This window comes from Vibrio sp. YIC-376 (assembly GCF_052353105.1).
Lineage (GTDB): Bacteria > Pseudomonadota > Gammaproteobacteria > Enterobacterales > Vibrionaceae > Vibrio.
Genome location: NZ_JBBWFK010000001.1, coordinates 383824 through 402159, shown reverse-complemented (window position 1 = coordinate 402159; position 18336 = coordinate 383824). Strand labels below are relative to the sequence as shown.

The 18336-nt window shown below is 45.4% G+C and carries 15 protein-coding genes; 7 read left to right on the top strand and 8 right to left on the bottom strand.

Going from position 1 to position 18336, the window contains the following annotated elements; genetic code table 11:
- Nucleotides 1-29: 29 nt before the first annotated feature.
- The gene (locus WJM94_RS01805; protein ID WP_444492529.1) at nt 30-2603 is read right to left on the bottom strand and encodes a mechanosensitive ion channel domain-containing protein; all 2574 of its coding nucleotides are present in this window, start codon (nt 2601-2603) and stop codon (nt 30-32) included.
- Nucleotides 2604-3038: 435 nt separating this feature from the next.
- On the opposite strand from WJM94_RS01805, the gene WJM94_RS01800 reads away from it, so the two are divergent.
- The 7 genes from WJM94_RS01800 (at nt 3039) to WJM94_RS01770 (ending at nt 9876) form a co-directional block, all read left to right on the top strand.
- Nucleotides 3039-3251, top strand: coding sequence for a DUF1656 domain-containing protein (locus tag WJM94_RS01800; protein WP_444492528.1), 213 nt, complete (start codon nt 3039-3041; stop codon nt 3249-3251).
- Nucleotides 3252-3263: 12 nt separating this feature from the next.
- Nucleotides 3264-4127: an HlyD family secretion protein gene (locus tag WJM94_RS01795; RefSeq protein WP_444492527.1), complete on the top strand. Its 864-nt coding sequence runs from the start codon at nt 3264-3266 to the stop codon at nt 4125-4127.
- Nucleotides 4128-4139: 12 nt separating this feature from the next.
- The gene (locus tag WJM94_RS01790) at nt 4140-5492 is read left to right on the top strand and encodes an FUSC family protein (RefSeq protein WP_444492526.1); all 1353 of its coding nucleotides are present in this window, start codon (nt 4140-4142) and stop codon (nt 5490-5492) included.
- Between the two features lie 94 nt (nt 5493-5586).
- Nucleotides 5587-6489: a hypothetical protein gene (locus WJM94_RS01785; protein WP_444492525.1), complete on the top strand. Its 903-nt coding sequence runs from the start codon at nt 5587-5589 to the stop codon at nt 6487-6489.
- 12 nt (nt 6490-6501) lie between these two features.
- Nucleotides 6502-7683, top strand: a complete 1182-nt coding sequence (locus WJM94_RS01780) for a BamA/TamA family outer membrane protein (RefSeq protein ID WP_444492524.1) — start codon at nt 6502-6504, stop codon at nt 7681-7683.
- Nucleotides 7684-7778: 95 nt separating this feature from the next.
- Nucleotides 7779-8948, top strand: coding sequence for a DUF4056 domain-containing protein (locus WJM94_RS01775; protein ID WP_444492523.1), 1170 nt, complete (start codon nt 7779-7781; stop codon nt 8946-8948).
- Entirely contained in the window at nt 8941-9876 is a 936-nt protein-coding gene (locus WJM94_RS01770; RefSeq protein ID WP_444492522.1) for a patatin-like phospholipase family protein, read from the top strand. Before WJM94_RS01775 ends, WJM94_RS01770 begins: the two co-directional genes overlap by 8 nt.
- 175 nt (nt 9877-10051) lie before the next feature.
- On the opposite strand, the gene WJM94_RS01765 is transcribed toward WJM94_RS01770, so the two are convergent.
- From WJM94_RS01765 to WJM94_RS01735, 7 genes are all read right to left on the bottom strand, one after another.
- A complete protein-coding gene (locus tag WJM94_RS01765; RefSeq protein ID WP_444492521.1) occupies nt 10052-11410 on the bottom strand; it encodes an MFS transporter in 1359 nt (452 codons plus the stop codon).
- Between the two features lie 91 nt (nt 11411-11501).
- Nucleotides 11502-12515, bottom strand: a complete 1014-nt coding sequence (gene dmpG / locus WJM94_RS01760; protein ID WP_444492520.1) for a 4-hydroxy-2-oxovalerate aldolase — start codon at nt 12513-12515, stop codon at nt 11502-11504.
- Between the two features lie 11 nt (nt 12516-12526).
- A complete protein-coding gene (locus tag WJM94_RS01755) occupies nt 12527-13462 on the bottom strand; it encodes an acetaldehyde dehydrogenase (acetylating) (protein WP_444492519.1) in 936 nt (311 codons plus the stop codon).
- On the bottom strand, nt 13459-14259 hold the full coding sequence (mhpD, locus tag WJM94_RS01750) for a 2-keto-4-pentenoate hydratase (RefSeq protein ID WP_444492518.1): 801 nt from the start codon (nt 14257-14259) through the stop codon (nt 13459-13461). The genes WJM94_RS01755 and mhpD overlap by 4 nt, the downstream gene beginning before the upstream one ends.
- A 10-nt stretch (nt 14260-14269) precedes the next feature.
- Nucleotides 14270-15133, bottom strand: a complete 864-nt coding sequence (locus tag WJM94_RS01745) for an alpha/beta fold hydrolase (RefSeq protein WP_444492517.1) — start codon at nt 15131-15133, stop codon at nt 14270-14272.
- Nucleotides 15134-15156: 23 nt separating this feature from the next.
- Nucleotides 15157-16116, bottom strand: a complete 960-nt coding sequence (locus tag WJM94_RS01740; protein ID WP_444492516.1) for a 3-carboxyethylcatechol 2,3-dioxygenase — start codon at nt 16114-16116, stop codon at nt 15157-15159.
- 1 nt (nt 16117) lies between these two features.
- Nucleotides 16118-17803: a bifunctional 3-(3-hydroxy-phenyl)propionate/3-hydroxycinnamic acid hydroxylase gene (locus WJM94_RS01735; RefSeq protein WP_444492515.1), complete on the bottom strand. Its 1686-nt coding sequence runs from the start codon at nt 17801-17803 to the stop codon at nt 16118-16120.
- Between the last annotated feature and the right edge of the window lie 533 nt (nt 17804-18336).

Sequence of the window (18336 nt, the reverse complement as noted above, 5' to 3'; positions counted from 1 at the left end):
CAATTCGACGAAAACGCGGGAATTTTCTTTTACTGATCCTTCATATGTACGTCCAGTTGAGGATAAGAGATTTCAACATTATTCTCTTTGAATAACTGATTAATTTTTTTGTTTACTAAATGGAGTGTTGGTAAGCGATCATCGATTGAGTTGATATGGAGTCGAAGCTCAAACTCCAAACTACTATCGCCAAAAGTCAAAAAGTACACACGCGGCGCTGGAACGCTTAATACAAGCGGGGTGTCTTCCACCGCACGATACAATAAATCTTCCACTAAGTTTACATCCGAGTCATAAGCTACCCCAATAGGAATCACAACCCTGGTAACCGAATCGGTTAGTGACCAGTTGATAAGCTTATCTGTAATGAACACTTTGTTAGGGACGACAATCTCTTTATTGTCCCAGTCGATAATGGTTGTTGAACGAGTTTGAATTTTGCTAACCGTTCCTGAAAGCTCATTAATAGTGACTGTGTCACCTATCCTTATTGGTCTCTCAAAGAGCAGTATCAGGCCAGAAATAAAATTGGCAAAAATTTCCTGTAAGCCAAACCCCAAGCCAACGCCTATTGCAGCAACTAACCATTGCAAGCGCTCCCATTCAACCCCGATAGTAGTGAAGGCGATGGCAATACCAAGCATCAGTATTAAGTATCGAAGTAAAGTGGTAATTGTGTAGCCCGTTCCGGGTGCCAGGCTCATCCTGCGTAAAACTAGCAACTCTAATAGGCCAGGAATATTGCGGATACTCACGAAGGAAACAACCAAGGTAAGCAGCGCATACATTACTGATTTCAAGGTGATATCGACCAGTTCAGTGCCGCTACCCGTAGATGGAGTTGCCTGCCATAAGACAACGTTATCCATCCAGTTGGTTAACTCGAGCTGATTTGACCAAATAGTGGAGATCACGGTCACTAACAAGACTAAACATAGTCCTTTCAACAGCGTCATGGACTGCTCGCTGATGGCCTCCTTATCTAGCCCCTTCTCTTCAGCATCAAATGTTGAAGCTTCTTCAGGCAGCCCTTCATTTTCTCGCGCGATCTTTTCTTCTCGTTTTGCTAGAAAGCGCTGATAACTTAACTGCCTTTGCTCAAGTATCAACCAACGTTCGCCAAGCTGATAAACCAAGAATACGCCGATTAACGCGAATATATTCAATTGTTGAAGTACGAGTATCTTCCACGAAGCGACATATAAACCCAATATAGCGGTCATCATTACAACAAAATACGAACCCAACACTGAGTAATAAATGAAAAAGAATCCTATACCCGATTGAAAAAAGGCAGGCAGATGAGTATTAATATCATTTAAATTGAATGCACTACGGTATAGGACAAAAAGGAAAACGACGATCAATAAAAAGAGGATACGAAGAATTTCGGCATCATTTTCTTGAGCGAGCAAACGGAAGAAGTGGAAGAAAACCAGAATCACAAGTAAAGGAAACATTATGACTCTTACTCGATGATGAATCGTATTACACACCTCCTTAGACCAGCGAAAATGCAGTTCAAGCATCCCTTTCTTTCTACTCAAATGATAAAGAAAGGCCACACTCCACAACAGGGTGAAACTCGCTATCATGGCTTCGTCAAACAAAATTGATGACTGACGAACCCAAATGAACTCGATAAACCAAACGCAAGTGAAGAAAAATGCAGGAAGAATTGATGACGCCACGAATGTAATCGTTAAGACTATGATGCTGTTTGAAAAACTGTCTTTTAACGGGTTACCAAACACCTTTTCTTGTCGCAGTGAGACTAGATCAAGTTTTAATCTCGACCACCAATTTAAAAAAAGCAATATCAGTGAGAGTGCGACGAAATAAACTAATGAAATTTGAATCTGCGGTAAATACACATTTCGAGAGATCGAACTGATTGGAGATGTCACACCAAATAACTTTTTGGTGTCAAGGTTAAAAAGGTTTTCCCAAATCGGCGAGTTACTGTAGGTCCAGACTTGACGCTCTTTAAGAAAGGCTCTGGCTGCTTCCAGAGCAACAGAGTAATCTCCAGACACAGCAATCAAAGTGTCTACCTGATTTGAGAGAGCCTTGTATAAAGAAATCAATTCCTTAAGTTTGTCTAAATCAACATATTGCGCTGAGCTAGAAGTGACTCCACTTGGCAAACTCGCGGCTCTTTCGGCCTTGGTAATTTCGTATATTCTGATGTTTACCTGAGAACGATAGTCTTGAAGACGTTCAATATTTATTCTTTGAGGCAACTCTTGCAGCATTTTCCTCGTGTAAGATCCGAAAGCTGTCGTCTTACTCAGCCAATCCAGATTGCTTTTTATCACCTCAATTTCTTCGGCAAGCGTTGCGTACTCTAAACTTACCCTCTCTAAATCAGAGGACATTTTTTTGATCTCTGATGTAACCTTCTCAATCTCTAATCCAATGTCATGAGAATTTACAACGTAATTTTGGTCAAACTGTATTTCCGTCTCTATGAAACTGTCGCTATTGAAAACTCTAGAGTAGGCAGTGTCATCTTCACTGGTGAGAAGATAGATGGTAATCGACATGACGATCATTGCCATGAATGCAATGATGTATGAATAGATTTCCTTTTTCCTAATCACAAACACCTCTAACAAATACGGAGACTAAGCGGGCTCCATTCATTACAAACGGTTTTACATTCATGAGTGTATTCTCGGTCTGTTCTCCTCAGCCAACACTACAAATATTTCGGTCAGCGCAACGCCCAATTAAGAATGCTTACCTCGTTTAATCTTAGTCAAAGAATCAACTCGTCATTGCCTGATAGGAGCCTAATTGGTTAATTGATGGGAATATTTCATGAGATTTCGATCTGTGTCATTGGCCGACCTAATACGCTAATACTTTCACCAGTGAAAGACCCATACCAAAAGTTCTGAATCAGAGTCATAGCACTGAACTTGCTCTATGTTTCGCCAACCCTGACTTGTAGGATGACATCCTACAAAAGCGATTATCTGCCTTTCATCACTTCCTTTATCTTAGCTTCATCAAACACAACAGAGACAAGAATCATGAACACAATGCCGCATGAGCTGGTATGGGGTGAGATTTATTTCCCACCGTTGTTGTTGGTTATTGGGCTAGCTTACGTTCTGACTACATTGGTTGCCTCATGCGCTACCCGATTAGGGCTGTATAAATACGTTGCATTCCCAGCTCTAGCAGAGCTGAGCCTAATCGTTATTTTTACCGGCATTATTGGTCATTACATCACCATTTTCTGAGGGCAACTTTCCGTGATTAAACGTTATCTCATCACTCTTATTTTGCTGTGTACTGCTGGTACTGTGGCCTATTCCTACTACGAAACCTACGCGAATAATCCGTGGACGCGAGATGGTCAAGTCAGTGCTTATGTCATCTCAGTAACACCACGCGTCACCGGACAGGTAACTAACGTATACGTAGCTGATAACTCAAAAGTTAAAAAAGGTGATTTGCTGTTTGAGATTGACCCAAGCATCTACCAAGCGACATACAACAAAGCATTGGCCAGTGAGAAACAAGCCTCTGCACTGCTGGCTAAAGCGAAAAATGAAGAGCTGCGCGCCATTAATCTCGCAAAGCGTAGCCCGGGTGCCGTACCGACCTTAACTCTCAGCAACTTAGCGAACGCCGTCGAAACTGCAGCAGCAAATGTAGAACTGGCGAAAGCGACGATCGACGAGGCACAACTTAACCTCGACTACACCAAAGTTTACGCGCCAACTGATGGCTTCATTACCAACTTAAATGTTCAGGCAGGTTCGCAAGTGGTTGCCAACTCTCCCGTCGTAGCTCTTATTGATGAGAACAGCTTTTGGATCGAAGGCTATTTTAAAGAAACTGACCTAGCGGGTATTAACCCAGACGACCGAGCCTACGTGACTTTATTAATGCGCGATGATGTGCCTTTAGAAGGCAAGATTAAGAGCATTGGCTTCGGTATCGCTAAAAAAGATGGCATTACGGGCAATGATCTCCTACCTAATGTAAACCCTAACTTTCAGTGGATACGCCTGGCTCAACGAATTCCGGTAAAGGTCACACTTGACGAGATCCCTGACGGTCTACAGCTACGTGTCGGCATGACAGCATCCATCAAAATCATGAAACACTAATAGGTAAATACCATGCTCAATGCCTCTACCAAAGAAGCCATTAAAGTCGCGCTATCTATCGTGATAGCGCTCAGCCTCGCGCTATGGTTCCAGTGGGAAAAACCGTACTGGGCTGCAATTGCAGTAGTGGTTATGGCATTGAACGAGAGCTATGCCCACTCCATTCATAAAGGACACAACCGTGTGTGGGGAACGCTAGTCGGTATCGCTTATTCGCTTTTCTTAATTGGTACGTTTCCCCAGGATCCCTTCTTGTTCCTGAGTTTTCTAACCATGTTTCTTGGATTATGTATTTTTATGTCAAGCGACGAGAAATATGGATACATATTTTCGATGGCTTTTACAGTATGCTCCATCGTCGCTTGCATGGGTCAATTTGATGATCAAACTATATTTCACTTCGCAATATTACGACTTCAAGAAACGGTACTAGGTGTAATAACGTTTTCTGTTGTTTATAGAATTATTTGGCCTATTAATACCGAACAAAATTTTATCCAGAAGTTTGAAAATAGTCGAAATATGTTACTTGAAGCATTAAAAAATAGGCACGACTTTAACATTGAAGCGCTTGAAGCTAATGCGGGAAATATTAATAAGCTATATCAGCTACTAAACTTGCCGTTAAAGGACAGCTATCAACTAAGGCAGCACCGACGAGTCTGGCTTGATCGAGTCAATGAAATGACTCTAATCCAAGAAAGACTGCTGAGTCGAGTGAATAACTCTAATGAAAACAGCGCTGAGTGGAAAGTGTTGGCTGAACAATTAGAAAACTTTTATGTAGATAAGCCTCAAACGTCTCTCATCGGCTTTAAAAACAGCAATAATACTGAAAGTGTAAAAGTATCAATTCATCTGAAAAAACGGACACTTACCCAACATATCAAAGACGATGGACGTAAAGTTTTTCACGGTGTGTCGATGTTCGTAACATCATTACTCGTTTGGATTTATCTCCCGGTACCTGGTGGTTCAATTTTCCCAATGATTGCAGCTGCTTTTTCTTGCATCTTGCCGACGATGCCGCCGAGTATACTCAAAGATGCCTTCTTCGGCGTAATAGGTACTGGAACGGTAATTTTACTGGAGTATGTGTTTTTGATGCCACTAATGACCGAGCTATGGCAATTGGCACTATTCTACTTCATTAACACAATAGTGATTTGGGAGATTTTTTCAGCACCAAAAATGATGATTCATCGAATTCTAGGAATCAATCTATTGGTCGTACTTACCTCTGGTGCTTTAAACCTGACCCCAACATATAAAATTGAAACTCCAATTCTTATGCTGACGAATATTTTAATTGTCCTTCTGATTGGGAAGATATTTTCAGTTCTATTTTGCAAACCTCAGAATTAATAATATTTATATTTAATTCTAATCAAAACCTTTAGAGATAACACATACACATTTTTAATAGATGGGTATTTGACTAACTTGAAGAGATACTATTGTGAAAATAAAAATCGCACTGTCTTTTTTGGCCGTTTTATTTACCCAATTGAGTTTTGCTCAAGATTCATTTTTCCCTATTTGGGGTGATGAAGCTGAGAAGCGAGGCTATTCACTACCCAAGCCTTATGGTCTCTCACTTTCATACATGGATATGAGCAACCCTGTCACGGTTAACAGCATCGATTTGACAGGGCACCCAGTACTTGAGGCCCTTAATATTGACGCCAACCACGCTGATTTTAAAGGCTCAAATATTACTCTTAGGGGAGATGTCTGGATTTTCCCGTTTATGAATATCTACGGCATTATTGGTTATACCCAAGGTACCAGTACGGCAAAAATTAACTCATTAAGCTGTGATACTTCCTCTGTGATTGGTCTCGGAAACAAAACTCTGTGCTCAGTGCTGGATGCGTTAGGAGATGACCTACCGGACAATGCCGTATTTGAACTGGATATGGACGGCGGAACCTATGGCGCTGGTACCACGTTAGCGGGCGGCATAGGAAATTGGTTTGCATTACTCGATATGAACTACACCTACACCAGCATTGCAGCTATTGATGGCAATATTAAAACCTTCGTTGCCGCACCTCGTGTCGGGTATCGCTGGCAATATGATGGTGGACGCGAACTGCGCGTATTTGCTGGTGCCATGTATCAAAATGTTCAACAAGAACTGTCTGGTGATCTAAAGAGCTTAAATCTACCAAAAGAAATCCATGAACTTGTCGATCACCTAAGTCCAGATGCCGGTTTCAATGTCAGTCAAACAGCTGATGAGAACTGGAACGGTGTAGTTGGATTCCAATATGCCTTTAACAAAGACTGGGAAATCTTGATGGAGGCAGGATTTGGGGAACGTGAGACCCTGTTCTTTTCACTAGGACGTCGATTCTAGGAATTGAAAATCATGAAAAAAATACTCCCTCTTGTTTGCCTGTTTATATCTGGGGTAGCCCTCGCCGAGCAGACAGAACCGAAACCAGAACAGCATGAACTGACCATGTATCAGCAGTATCAGGTGTGGCTTGAGAATTTATTGTTGGAGCTGGGCGCAGATGGTCAGTTCGATCCTGAAAAAGGCGTCGACTGGAGTGTCATGCCCGGGCCCTTTTATACTCCGGAGAAAAAATTTGGTATTGGCGTGTCGGCGGTTGGTCTCTATAAACCAGATATCAACGATATGGACTTACAGCCAAGCTCGATTACCATTAACGGTTTTGGGTCGATAAACGGCGCCTATGGGGTATCGATCAATAATGCCAACTACCTAAAAAACGACCAATACCGTTTATTTGTTGACGCTGAATTAACGGATTCTCCCGATGTATTTCATGGCTTTGGGGTTGACGCAGGAATGCACAATGAGCGGGTCGATTATAACCGACGCAGTTATTCCGCCTCCATCACTGGTATGACGCGTATATTACCTAACACCTACTTAGGCCTGGGACTCTCATTTTCCCATAATGAAGCGTCCAACGCCAAACAAGAAAACACAAACACACCTTGGATTGGAGATGATTTTGCGGAATTTCCTGAAACGCAGCGTAACATTGGCGGCTTGCTCAGTGTGACTTATGACTCGCGGGATTTTGCCCTTAATGCATCAAAAGGAAGGCTGATTGAGCTTGAATATCAGAACTTCAGTACTGAATTAGGCTCAGACAATGATTTTGAACGTGTAAGGTTCAATTACAGTGACTACCACGCTCTATCGTTAATTCCTGGGGTTCTGGCCTGGCAGATGCGTGCCGAATCTAATTTCGGTGACGTGAGCTGGGATCAAATGGCGATGCTTGGGGGCGCTGAAGCGCTACGTGGCTATGAACAAGGTCAATATCGCGACAAAAATATGCTTATTTCCCAAGTGGAGTACCGGCAGCCGCTACCCGGTCGCCATGGCATGGTGTACTGGTTAGGAGCCGGCACATTGGCTGAGGAATTTGATCAACTGGGTCAAGACAAGTGGCTTTACTCTGTCGGCGTTGGCTACCGATTTGAAATCAAGCAGCGAGTTAACCTGCGTTTAGATATGGGCTTTGGTAACGATCAAAGCGGTTTTTACTTTGCAATTAATGAAGCGTTTTAACTGAAATGAACCGTTTACTATTTAAACCCTTTTATACTATCGCCTTGTGCACCTTTCTGGCTGGATGCTCATCGACTGATTGGGAAACCCATGCTGTGCCAAGTTCGAATCAGGCCGCAGATATTCTAGCAGGCAATGTGACGACCAGTCAGAATTGGTATTTGGATGAGTCTCGCTTCCCTCAATTGACGGTACCGCAGAACGTTCGCCCGTGCTGTGCATTTGGGGATATGCAGAAAGTTAAATTCGGGCCAGTCCCAGTCCCTTTTTTCCGACTGAACAACATTGTCGAACTTGAGGAGATAGGTCCGCACAAGTTTGCCAGCGGGATATATCACTACACACCGTCATCCTCTTCGGCATTAGGTCATGGCGGCAGCGAAAATAACGGTATCTTATACACGCAGAAAGGCGGCTTTATCGACCTCGCCCATGTGCGCGATACCGCCGATGACACCATGGGATTATTTTTTGAGATACTCGCCAACCTAGGCCAAGCCCATCGTATTGATTTACCTGCCGAATTAGGGCCAAGATATATCGAGATGACCCCGTTCGACGCGTCTTTGCTAACTGATGAGCAAAAGTGGTCTGTTGCAGCTCACCTTGCTGCGCGCTTAGCCTACTTCAAGGCTGAATCCCACGAGATTGCCCAGTGGCACGGCTACGCGAGCTTTTCCGGATGGCCAGAAACGATTTCAGCCTACTCGCTTGAAGATCTCTACTCCAATATGCTGGGAGCGAAAATCGTGCTTAACCTCATTCAACAGCATAAGGTATTGAGCGAAAGAGAATATAACCAAAACGTAAGCTTGCTTCTCAATGCAAGCCTGCAAGAACTTGGTATCGTCGATAAGTCTCAAGCAAAAATGGTATTAGCCGCCGTCGACGGCAAATGGTGGAACTCACAAGAATCGATCCCAAACAAGTACATGGTTCTGCAACGTCACTACGACCTTGGCGACCAACAAACGCCTCATCTGCTGACACCGGAGTTATTAGGTAAACAGAATCTGGGATTGCAGTATCTTGCGCAATCTTCCGCAACAGTCCTGACCTTACCAGTATCCGCTGAGTCACTAGAGCTGGATAACATTGCCAGGTTAGTGCTTGAAATAACACCAAGTTACGCAGATACCTACAACCATATTCCGAAACGTATTTGGTCTGAGCGTATTGATCATACTCAGTTTCCCGTTATTGCGCAGTACGCAGAACGACAGGATAGCCAGGATTTAAAACAATTAGGTATTGCTGATGAGTAGCTTCCATTCTTTCAAAAAAGTGATTCGACTATTGATTGTCCCTCTTCTGTTTACTGGGTTATACGGCTGCGCTAGCGGAAATCAATATAATGAACTGACGTTTGAAGAAGTAGAGGTTTTGTCCTCACATACAGAAACAAAAGCCGAACAAGGCAGCAAACCTAAACTGGCCATCGCCTTTGGTGGTGGTGCGGCACGTGGCATGATGCACCTCGGAGTAATAAAGGCACTGAACGAAGCTGGTATCAAAGCCGATATCGTAACTGGTACGTCAGTAGGGTCGATAGCAGCAGCACTATACAGCAGTCACGCATACCCAGAAATAGAGCGTAAGATGTTCGAATTTACCGAACACGAAATCGTCGATATTAGCCTATCTCGCGAAGGACTAATCAAAGGCAAGGCGCTAGCAAAATGGGTAAACGAGCAAACCGGATACGACGATCTCCGGGATCTCCCCATAACCACAGGCATTGTGGCCACAAATTTAACCCAGAAGAAAGCCGTCATGTTCACTGAGGGTGACATTGGTGAGGTGGTACAAACCTCATCCAGTGTCCCTGGAGTATTTGTACCTGTGCATCACAATAATGATATTTTGGTTGATGGCGGCATTCTGTCACTGGTTCCGGTGTACGCCGCTCGTCAGTTAGGCGCTGATATCGTTATCGCCGTGGATGTATTCTGTAGTTTGCCACCACCGCTGAAATACACTGCTATTGATACCATGGCCAACACCTTCTGGTTACAGAGCTGCATTACAACTAAAGATGAAATTGATAGCGCGGATATTGTCATCGTACCAGAGGCTCCCGATCCGAGTTTAGCGAACTTCGGTGGAGAGACAGAGCGAACGGCAGCCATGATGGCCGGATACGAAGCGATGAAAAAGGCATTACCTTCGCTCAAGCAACGTTTATCAATTTGAAAGAAAATCCGACTTCAATAAAACTAGTTTCGTCGTCTCGTTGACTATTTTCCTGCCTAAGCAATCAAAATCATTTTTGGTATTACGAACTAAGGCAAATTTCTCTGCCTTAGTTCGTAGCTGACACCTATTTAGTGCGTAACTAAACAAAAGCGCTCTATATTCCTCAAACGATTTATATCGCTTCTTTCGCCTTTGCGTGTAGCGATACCGTCTCTTGTTTAACTGCAGCCGTTTCTTTGGACAAGTACACACCAATACCCGTTACAGCACATAACGCACAGAACAGCATCGCAATGTAGTGAGTGTTCGTCCCGCCGCCAGCTTGCTCAAGTAACGCCTGAGCGATAATTGGCGTAAAGCCGGCACCGATCAAGGACGTCAATTGATAAGTTAACGACAACCCGGTGTAACGAGTGCGAGTCGTAAACTTCTCACTGATAAAGGCACCCATTGGCCCATACATGACCGCCTGGATGATAGGATTTCCGATAATAAAGCCCAGCAACATCATCCACGGGTTTTCATGACTGATTAATTCGAACATAGGCCAAATCAAAATCATACCCAGTACAACACCGGTCAGCATAACTGGACGACGACCATATCGGTCGGAAATAGCGGCCATAAGAGGAATGGTGAATATATGCAGCGTATTCGCAATCGTCAGCATTAATAAGGCATCACTGCGGGTGTGACCAATTGACACTGCGTAAGTGAGCGCAAAAGTCGCTAACAGAGATTGAATAAAAAGTGGAGCAATACCTGATAAGGTGCCTAAGCCAATCTCTCTTGATGAACTACGAAATAGCTCAACAATTGGCACGCTGGTAGATTCAGATTGTTGTGCTTCTTTAGCCTTCGCCTGTTCGAAGTCCGGTGACTCAGTGACCCTGTGACGTAAATACAAGCCGATCACGACCAGTAATGCCGACAACAGAAAAGGTATACGCCAGCCCCAACTCATAAACTGCTCTTCTGGCATTAACGAAAAACCGCCCAAAACCAGAGTCGCGAGTACTGCGCCAGAAGGCCCGCCTGATACAGCAATACTTGCGCCCAAACCTTTAGACTTTTTACCCGAGTGCTCCATCACCATCAGGGTTGCGCCAGCCCATTCCCCACCGACTGCCAAACCTTGCAAAATTCTCAATGCAAGAAGCGCGATGGGCGCTGCGATACCAATGGTTTGGTAAGTCGGCAGCAAGCCAATCAATATAGACACGATCCCCATCACCATGAGAGTGATAAATAAGATCTGTTTACGGCCATATTTGTCGCCGAAGTGACCAAAAAGAAGACCACCTATTGGCCTTGCGATATAACCTGTCGCTAAGATAAGAAACGACAGAATGGTACCCAGACCTGGGTCTAAGTCGCTAAAGAATAATGCTGGAAACACCAGACTTGCTGCGCTTCCGTATAACAGAAAGTCATAGTACTCGACCGTTGAACCAAGATAACTTGAAATCACCGCACGGCGGCTTTCACGTTTTTTCTGTTTCAACTCTGCTTCACGTATTGGATTAGACATATTCCTCACTCCATGTAGGGATGGCCGGTATCAGTATGGAGTACCGGCTCTTAATATTTATTATTTAATGAGTGTTTTACAGAGAGATCGACTATCGGTTTTTCAGCAAATCAAGCGCAACGTCGACGATCATATCCTCTTGTCCACCGACCATGCGTCGCTTACCAAGCTCAACCAGAATATCTACTGTATTTAAACCGTAACGTTCCGCCGCACGCTCAGCGTGACGCAAGAAGCTCGAATAAACACCGGCATAACCAAGTGCAAGCGTCTCACGGTCAACACGAACCGGGCGCTCTTGCAGTGGTCGAACGATGTCATCCGCAGCGTCCATCAATGCATATAAATCGGTGCCATGGTTCCAGCCAAGTTTGTCTGCTGCTGCGATAAAGGCTTCCAAAGGTGCGTTACCTGCCCCCGCGCCCATGCCTGATAAACTCGCATCGATACGATTACAGCCTTCTTCAACTGCCACCAAACTGTTGGCAACGCCCAAGCTCAAATTGTGATGAGCATGAATACCGGTTTCTGTTTGCGGGTCCAGCACCTCTTTCAGGGCGCGGAAGCGATCACGAATGTCCTGCATGGTCATCGCACCGCCCGAGTCCACCACGTAAATACAGGTAGCGCCGTAGCTTTCCATCTTTTTCGCTTCCAGAGCTAAGTTCTGTGGCGAGGTCATATGGCTCATCATTAAAAAGCCAACCGTATCCATACCTAGCTTGCGAGCATGCTCAATATGCTGACGCGATACATCCGCTTCGGTGCAGTGAGTCGCAACACGTACGATTCGCGCGCCTGCGCTATAAGCATTATCAAGATCGTGAACACTACCAATTCCCGGTAGTAATAATGTCGCGACTTTTGAGTAACTAAGCTCTTCTGCAACCGCTTCAATCCACTCGAGATCGGTGTGAGCACCAAAGCCATAGTTGAAACTAGAACCTTGTAAACCGTCACCGTGAGCAACTTCGATTGAGTCGACTTTGGCGCGCTCAAGAGCACGTGCTATCGACTTCACTTGATCAATGGAGTACTGGTGACGAACCGCATGGCAACCATCACGCAATGTCACATCTGAGATATACAGTTTTTGTTCATTCATGAGGTTATTCCTTATTGGTTCAGACACGATTGGGCGATACGTTCTGCAGTCGCCATTGCAGCACAAGTCATAATGTCGAGGTTGCCAGCATAAGCAGGGAGATAATGAGCTGCCCCTTCAACCTCAATAAAGACCGATACCTTAAGTCCACTGAACTTACCGTAACCCGGAAGCGTAACGGGCTGATCTTCCGGAATCGCTTCAAACTGAACCGCTTGTTTTAGACGATAACCCGGCACGTAACTCTGCACCGCGCTGACCATTTCTTCGATTGAAGCGCGGACTTTGTTTTCATCTTTGCTGTCGCATAGTACGTGGACAGTGTCACGCATCATCAGAGGTGGCTCTGCTGGATTCAGAATGATGATCGCCTTACCTTTCTTCGCACCGCCTACCGTTTCAATCGCTTTAGAAGTGGTTTCGGTAAACTCGTCGATATTAGCGCGAGTACCTGGTCCTGCCGATTTACTGCTGATCGACGCAATAATCTCTGCGTAGTGCACGGTGGCGACTTGCGCTACAGCCGCGACAACAGGAATCGTTGCCTGACCGCCACAAGTGACCATATTGACGTTATTCTTCGACAGGTTTTGCTCCAGATTCACGACTGGAACGCAATAAGGACCAATTGCTGCCGGGGTCAAATCAATGAGTCTGATGCCAGGTTTTACCTTGCGCAGAATGGCATCGTTACTGATGTGCGCGTTGGCCGACGTCGCATCAAAAACGATATCGATATCATTAAACTCCGGTAAATTAATCAGTCCTTCCACACCCTCATGCGTGGTTGTCACCCCCATTCGACGTGCTCTGGCCAGGCCATCCGATTCCGGATCAATCCCAACCATCACACTCATGGTCAAATGTTGGCTATTGCGAAGCACTTTTATCATTAAGTCAGTGCCGATATTGCCTGAGCCAATAATCGCTACCTTCATGGTTTTCATTTTTCACTCTCCTTTTGTTCTGTAAAGGAGACTGACACGCGACCAACTCCTGTTATTTCGGCATCAAATTTGTCACCCGGCTGCACCGCTGCCATTGGGCCCAATGCACCCGTCAACACAACATCACCGGCACGCAATGGGTCGCCAAAAGCACTCATGGTACGAGCCAGCCAAACCGCCGCATTTAGTGGGTTACCAAGACACTCGGAGCCATCACCTTGAGAGACGACCTCGTTGTTGCGTGACATCGTCATCGTTGCCCCGCGGAAATCTAGGCCGTCGACTGTTCGAGCTGGCCCGCCAAGTACATACAAACCACTCGAAGCGTTGTCCGCTACGGTATCAACAAACTTAATATCCCAGTCACGAATGCGGCTACCAACGATTTCTAAAGCAGGTACAACCCAACCAATCGCATCCATTACTTCGCCAATAGTTGGGTCACTTTGCGGTAAGTCTTTCGCCAAAATCAGTGCGATTTCCGCTTCAATTTTTGGTTGCATTACCGCTTCATATGGCACTACTTCATTGTCGCCGACACACATATCGGCGAAGAGAGTGCCGAAGTCAGGTTGATCAACGCCTAACTGCACCTGAACTTTAGGGTTAGTCAGACCGATTTTACGCCCTACGATGCGACGACCTTGCTCGACCGCCACAGATACATTCAAACGTTGGATAGCGTAAGCTTGCTCTACACCAGCGCCTTCGATCTCGTCACGCAGTGGTGAGATTGGCAGGTTTTGCTGCTCGGCTTCACGCAGTCTTTGCGCCAGTTGTTCTATCTTGTCAGACATGACTCTCTCCTTAATGCTGAATGAAGTCGACAACCAAACGGTTGAATGTGTCAGCATGTTCCCACTGAACCCAGTGACCACACTGGTTGAAAACATGCAGTTGCGCCTGTGGTATACCCGCCATCAGGCGTAAGCTGGTATCGAAAGGTACAAAACGGTCTTGGCGACCCCAAACTACCAAGGTATCGGCTTTGATCTCGCCTAAGCGCGCAGAGAAATCCGGGAATTGTTTTGGATTGGCTTCAAGACTTTTAACAAAGTTGTCGAGGTGATCCTGACGAGCAAGAATGTTATTCAAACGTGTTTGGAACAACTCTTCGGTGAGATCGCTGGTATCGAAGACGAAGATATCCATCATCGCTTTCAGGTTTTCGATAGTTGGATCGCGGTAAAGTTGATTTAGGCGCTTAATACCTTCTGCTGGCATTGGTGTGAACAAGCTTGCACCGCCAGTTCCGCCGCCCATCAAAATCAATTTACCTACACGTTCTGGGTATGAGAGAGTAAAAGCGACAGCTGAGTGTCCGCCCATGGAGTTACCGATTAAATGCGCACGCTCAATATCCAAAGCGTCCATCATGCCTTTTAATGCCGTTGCGTTTAGGTCGGAACGAGATTGAGTAGAGACTATTGAGTCACTCTTTCCCCAGCCCGGGCAGTCAAGAAGGATGACACGATAACCAGCATTGACCAGAGTCTCAATATTACGGTTAAAGTTAGCCCAGCCCGTAGCGCCTGGCCCTGAACCGTGTAGCATCACGACTACTTCACTTCCGACCCCACAATCGTTGTAATGCAGTTTGAGGTTGAGGTCTCCTTCCTCAATATGAACAAATTTGCTTGTCTCTTGCTCAGTAAAAACTAGATTAGACATTCCTATACTCCTCGTTTACAGCTTTAGCTTTTTAAGTTTTTTGAAGTGGTTGCACTCATAGAGCCAAATCCGGCGATCCACTCAGGTATCTCGCGGTAATAGCAACCTTCGGTTTTGTAAGGTCCATAAGCAGATAGTGCTGCGAATGCCGCCACCCAGGTCTTCACTTCATGAGTAGACTTACCGGCAATATCTGACAGATCTTGATTGTTCATCGCATCCAGTTTGCTGATTTGCCCGCTGGCTAAATCTTGCATAAAGGCGCAGTCCCATTCGGGGTTTAGTGGGTGTAGCGTGTCTTGGTCTTGAGCAAATTCAACGGCGGCATTAATGACTCGTTGGGTACGGGCAATACGCTCATCCTCAGGAAGATAGCGACCGCTGCCTTTAAGCCGGTCTGCGATATGCTCGTCGGCAGTGGCTAGCTCAGGTACTGGCGGCTGGTGTGATAAACCGCCGGAAGCCAGAAATAACACGCGCTTGTTTAAGCTCTTGGCGTATTCACCGATGGCTTCGCCCAGTAAGCGGGCTCGCTGGAAACCTGGCATTGGTGGTGCAACACCATTGATAAACACCGGGATAACCGGAACTCGATCCAGACTGCCTAATAAAAACTCAAGAGGTTGAGCGAAACCGTGGTCTACTTGCATGTTGTAAGAAACCGCCGCATCCACCCCTTTAGCCAGCACGTATTGTGCACACCCTTCAGCGAGTGATTGAGGTACGTTTAACGGTCCCGCTAAAGTCCCAAAATCACCAATCGCATGAGCGGCCATTCCGATACAAAACGACGGCATAACATCATAAAAAAAGCCGTTGTAATGATCAGGCGAGAACAGGATGACTAACTCCGGGTCAAATTCATCGATGCGTTGTTTGGCGTCAGCGATAACGCTATTAACTTCATTGATAACCTCCTGAGCGGGGTCAAAATGACCGACTAGCGGTGTGTGCGACAAACAGTGCAAATAGACTTCACTCATATCACGCTACCTTCTTGTCGTGTGCACCTACTTTCGATGCAGTTTCACGCTGGACAGTTGTGGTGCTTAGCGCTTTACGTACTTGTTGGCACACTGAGTTGATCGACTGCGGAATTGCAATACTCGCAACGAATCGGTCAGGTCGGATAATGGCGACAGAAGCTGGATAGCGACCAAACCAGTCTTTAAGCGCATTGGTTTCATCTCCGATGCATACCACGTCAGGGTGTGTCTCTAACTGTGACTTGAGTTGAACGGAAGGAACCACTTGAATGAACTTAGTTCCCAACTGTTGCCAATGTTGGATCTCTTGTTCGCTCAGCCCCTGCATTGGATCGGTGCCCCATGCGATGATTGCGAAGTTTTGACCAATGACATCATCAAGCTTGGTGATCTCATTTCCTACACGAACCACTGGCTGGATAAAGAGCTTGCCCACCGGTGAGTCTTTAAGTGCCGGCTTTGGTTCAACAACCACACCCTGATGATATCTAGGCATTGGTTTAAAACGCATTTCGACAAAGTAGCGCTTAACCGGTGGCACATAGTTCAGCAGCCAAGATACGCCATCACGTAACGTTGCCTGCCATTTTTTAGGTGGAGCCAGCACCTTACCAGCCAGAACAGACAGGTCGATCATCGCTTTTGCGTGGTCACGACGTTCTTGCTGATAGGTGTCTAATAAGCTTGGATCTGCCAATCCTTTAACCACTAAAGAGAGTTTCCACGCCAGGTTATTCGCATCACGCATACCTGAGTTGTAACCCTGTCCCTGCCAAACTGGCATAATGTGTGCCGCATCGCCTGCAAGCAGGACTCGACCTTCACGGAATTTGCCAGCAAGACGTGCATTGTGTGTATAAACACGCTGGCGGATGAATTTGATATTTTCCGTTGATGGGAGAACTTTGCTTAACAAGCGGTTCATGTTTTCTGGTTTGCTGAGCTCCTCTTCGGTTTCACCCGGCATCACCATAAACTCAAAGCGACGAATACCTTGTGGTAGAGCAGCTGACACATATGGACGTTCAGCGTCGCAACATAGATAGATGTTAGGCGTTCCAATTGGATCGTTTTCCAGATCCATTACGATCCATTGGTTTGGTGCGGTTTCACCATCAAACGAAATGTTTAAATTACGACGGACAAAGCTGTTGCCTCCATCACACGCAATCATGTATTTCGCTGAGACTTGTTCTTCTTCACCTTTGTTATTGGTGAGGTTTGCCCATGTACGTTCATCGTCCTGGCCGAAATTTACCAGCTCTCGAGAGAACAACACGTTGACATTCGAAAATCGTGCTAAGCCATCATAAAGTGCACGATCGGCTTTTGGCTGTATAAAGGCATTTCTTCTCGACCAACCAAACTCGTTAGTATTTGGTTGAATGTCTGCGAAACAACGGCCTTTAGGGGTCAGGAAGCGCATGGCATGATATGGGGTTGTGTAAGGTACAACTTCTGAAGCTAACCCTACGGCCTGAAACGTTCTTAAACTTTCATCATCAATACCAATCGCGCGAGGGTAATCGATCAGCGTAGGCAGTTGTTCAATCACAGTTACGTTAATGCCTTGGCCGCCAAGATAGTTTGCAATCATTAAACCGACTGGACCAGCCCCAATAATCATGACTTCTGAATCATAATAGGCAGTCGAGACCGTTTTTTGGGAAGTGGATACTGTCACTTTGAATTCTCCAGGTACGTTCAAGTTATGGGAACCCTATTTGACCAAGTAGATCGCTAGGGAAAGGCCTACTCATTCGCGTTCTGAAGGAGTTAGGCAGTGCAAATGTTTTTATTTTGTTACTGAAACGTACATCCAGAGCCACTATATCCACAACAGCAACTCAACTTTACGTGCACAAAGTGCACATCATTGTTTTATATTTACTTTTCATATTTACACCACGGAGAAACGGGCTTTTAGCTCACCAGAACAGGCAAAATCTCACTAATATTTAGTGATGGAAATCTCGAATTTTTAGCGACAAAGTTACATCTATGTAACAGCTAGGAGACAAATAATGATGAGTAGTTGTAACGCGAAACGAGGGGTAATCCCGTTCACTGAACAGTAAGCAGAATATTCCAGTCTACCGTCATCCTGAACAGCAACGAAGGAGCGTGATTCAGGATCTTCTATCAGAGCACTTGGTGATCAAAGGCATTTCTCTATATTCTCAGTGCGCGGATACTAGATTCCTAGTCTCGCTAAGG

Coding starts and splice junctions, on each gene's coding strand:
- WJM94_RS01800 (WP_444492528.1), top strand. CDS start 3,039: ATGAACACAATGCCGCATGAGCTGGTATGGGGTGAGATTTATTTCCCA.
- WJM94_RS01790 (WP_444492526.1), top strand. CDS start 4,140: ATGCTCAATGCCTCTACCAAAGAAGCCATTAAAGTCGCGCTATCTATC.
- WJM94_RS01780 (WP_444492524.1), top strand. CDS start 6,502: ATGAAAAAAATACTCCCTCTTGTTTGCCTGTTTATATCTGGGGTAGCC.
- WJM94_RS01770 (WP_444492522.1), top strand. CDS start 8,941: ATGAGTAGCTTCCATTCTTTCAAAAAAGTGATTCGACTATTGATTGTC.
- WJM94_RS01765 (WP_444492521.1), bottom strand. CDS start 11,410: ATGTCTAATCCAATACGTGAAGCAGAGTTGAAACAGAAAAAACGTGAA.
- dmpG (WP_444492520.1), bottom strand. CDS start 12,515: ATGAATGAACAAAAACTGTATATCTCAGATGTGACATTGCGTGATGGT.
- WJM94_RS01755 (WP_444492519.1), bottom strand. CDS start 13,462: ATGAAAACCATGAAGGTAGCGATTATTGGCTCAGGCAATATCGGCACT.
- mhpD (WP_444492518.1), bottom strand. CDS start 14,259: ATGTCTGACAAGATAGAACAACTGGCGCAAAGACTGCGTGAAGCCGAG.
- WJM94_RS01745 (WP_444492517.1), bottom strand. CDS start 15,133: ATGTCTAATCTAGTTTTTACTGAGCAAGAGACAAGCAAATTTGTTCAT.
- WJM94_RS01740 (WP_444492516.1), bottom strand. CDS start 16,116: ATGAGTGAAGTCTATTTGCACTGTTTGTCGCACACACCGCTAGTCGGT.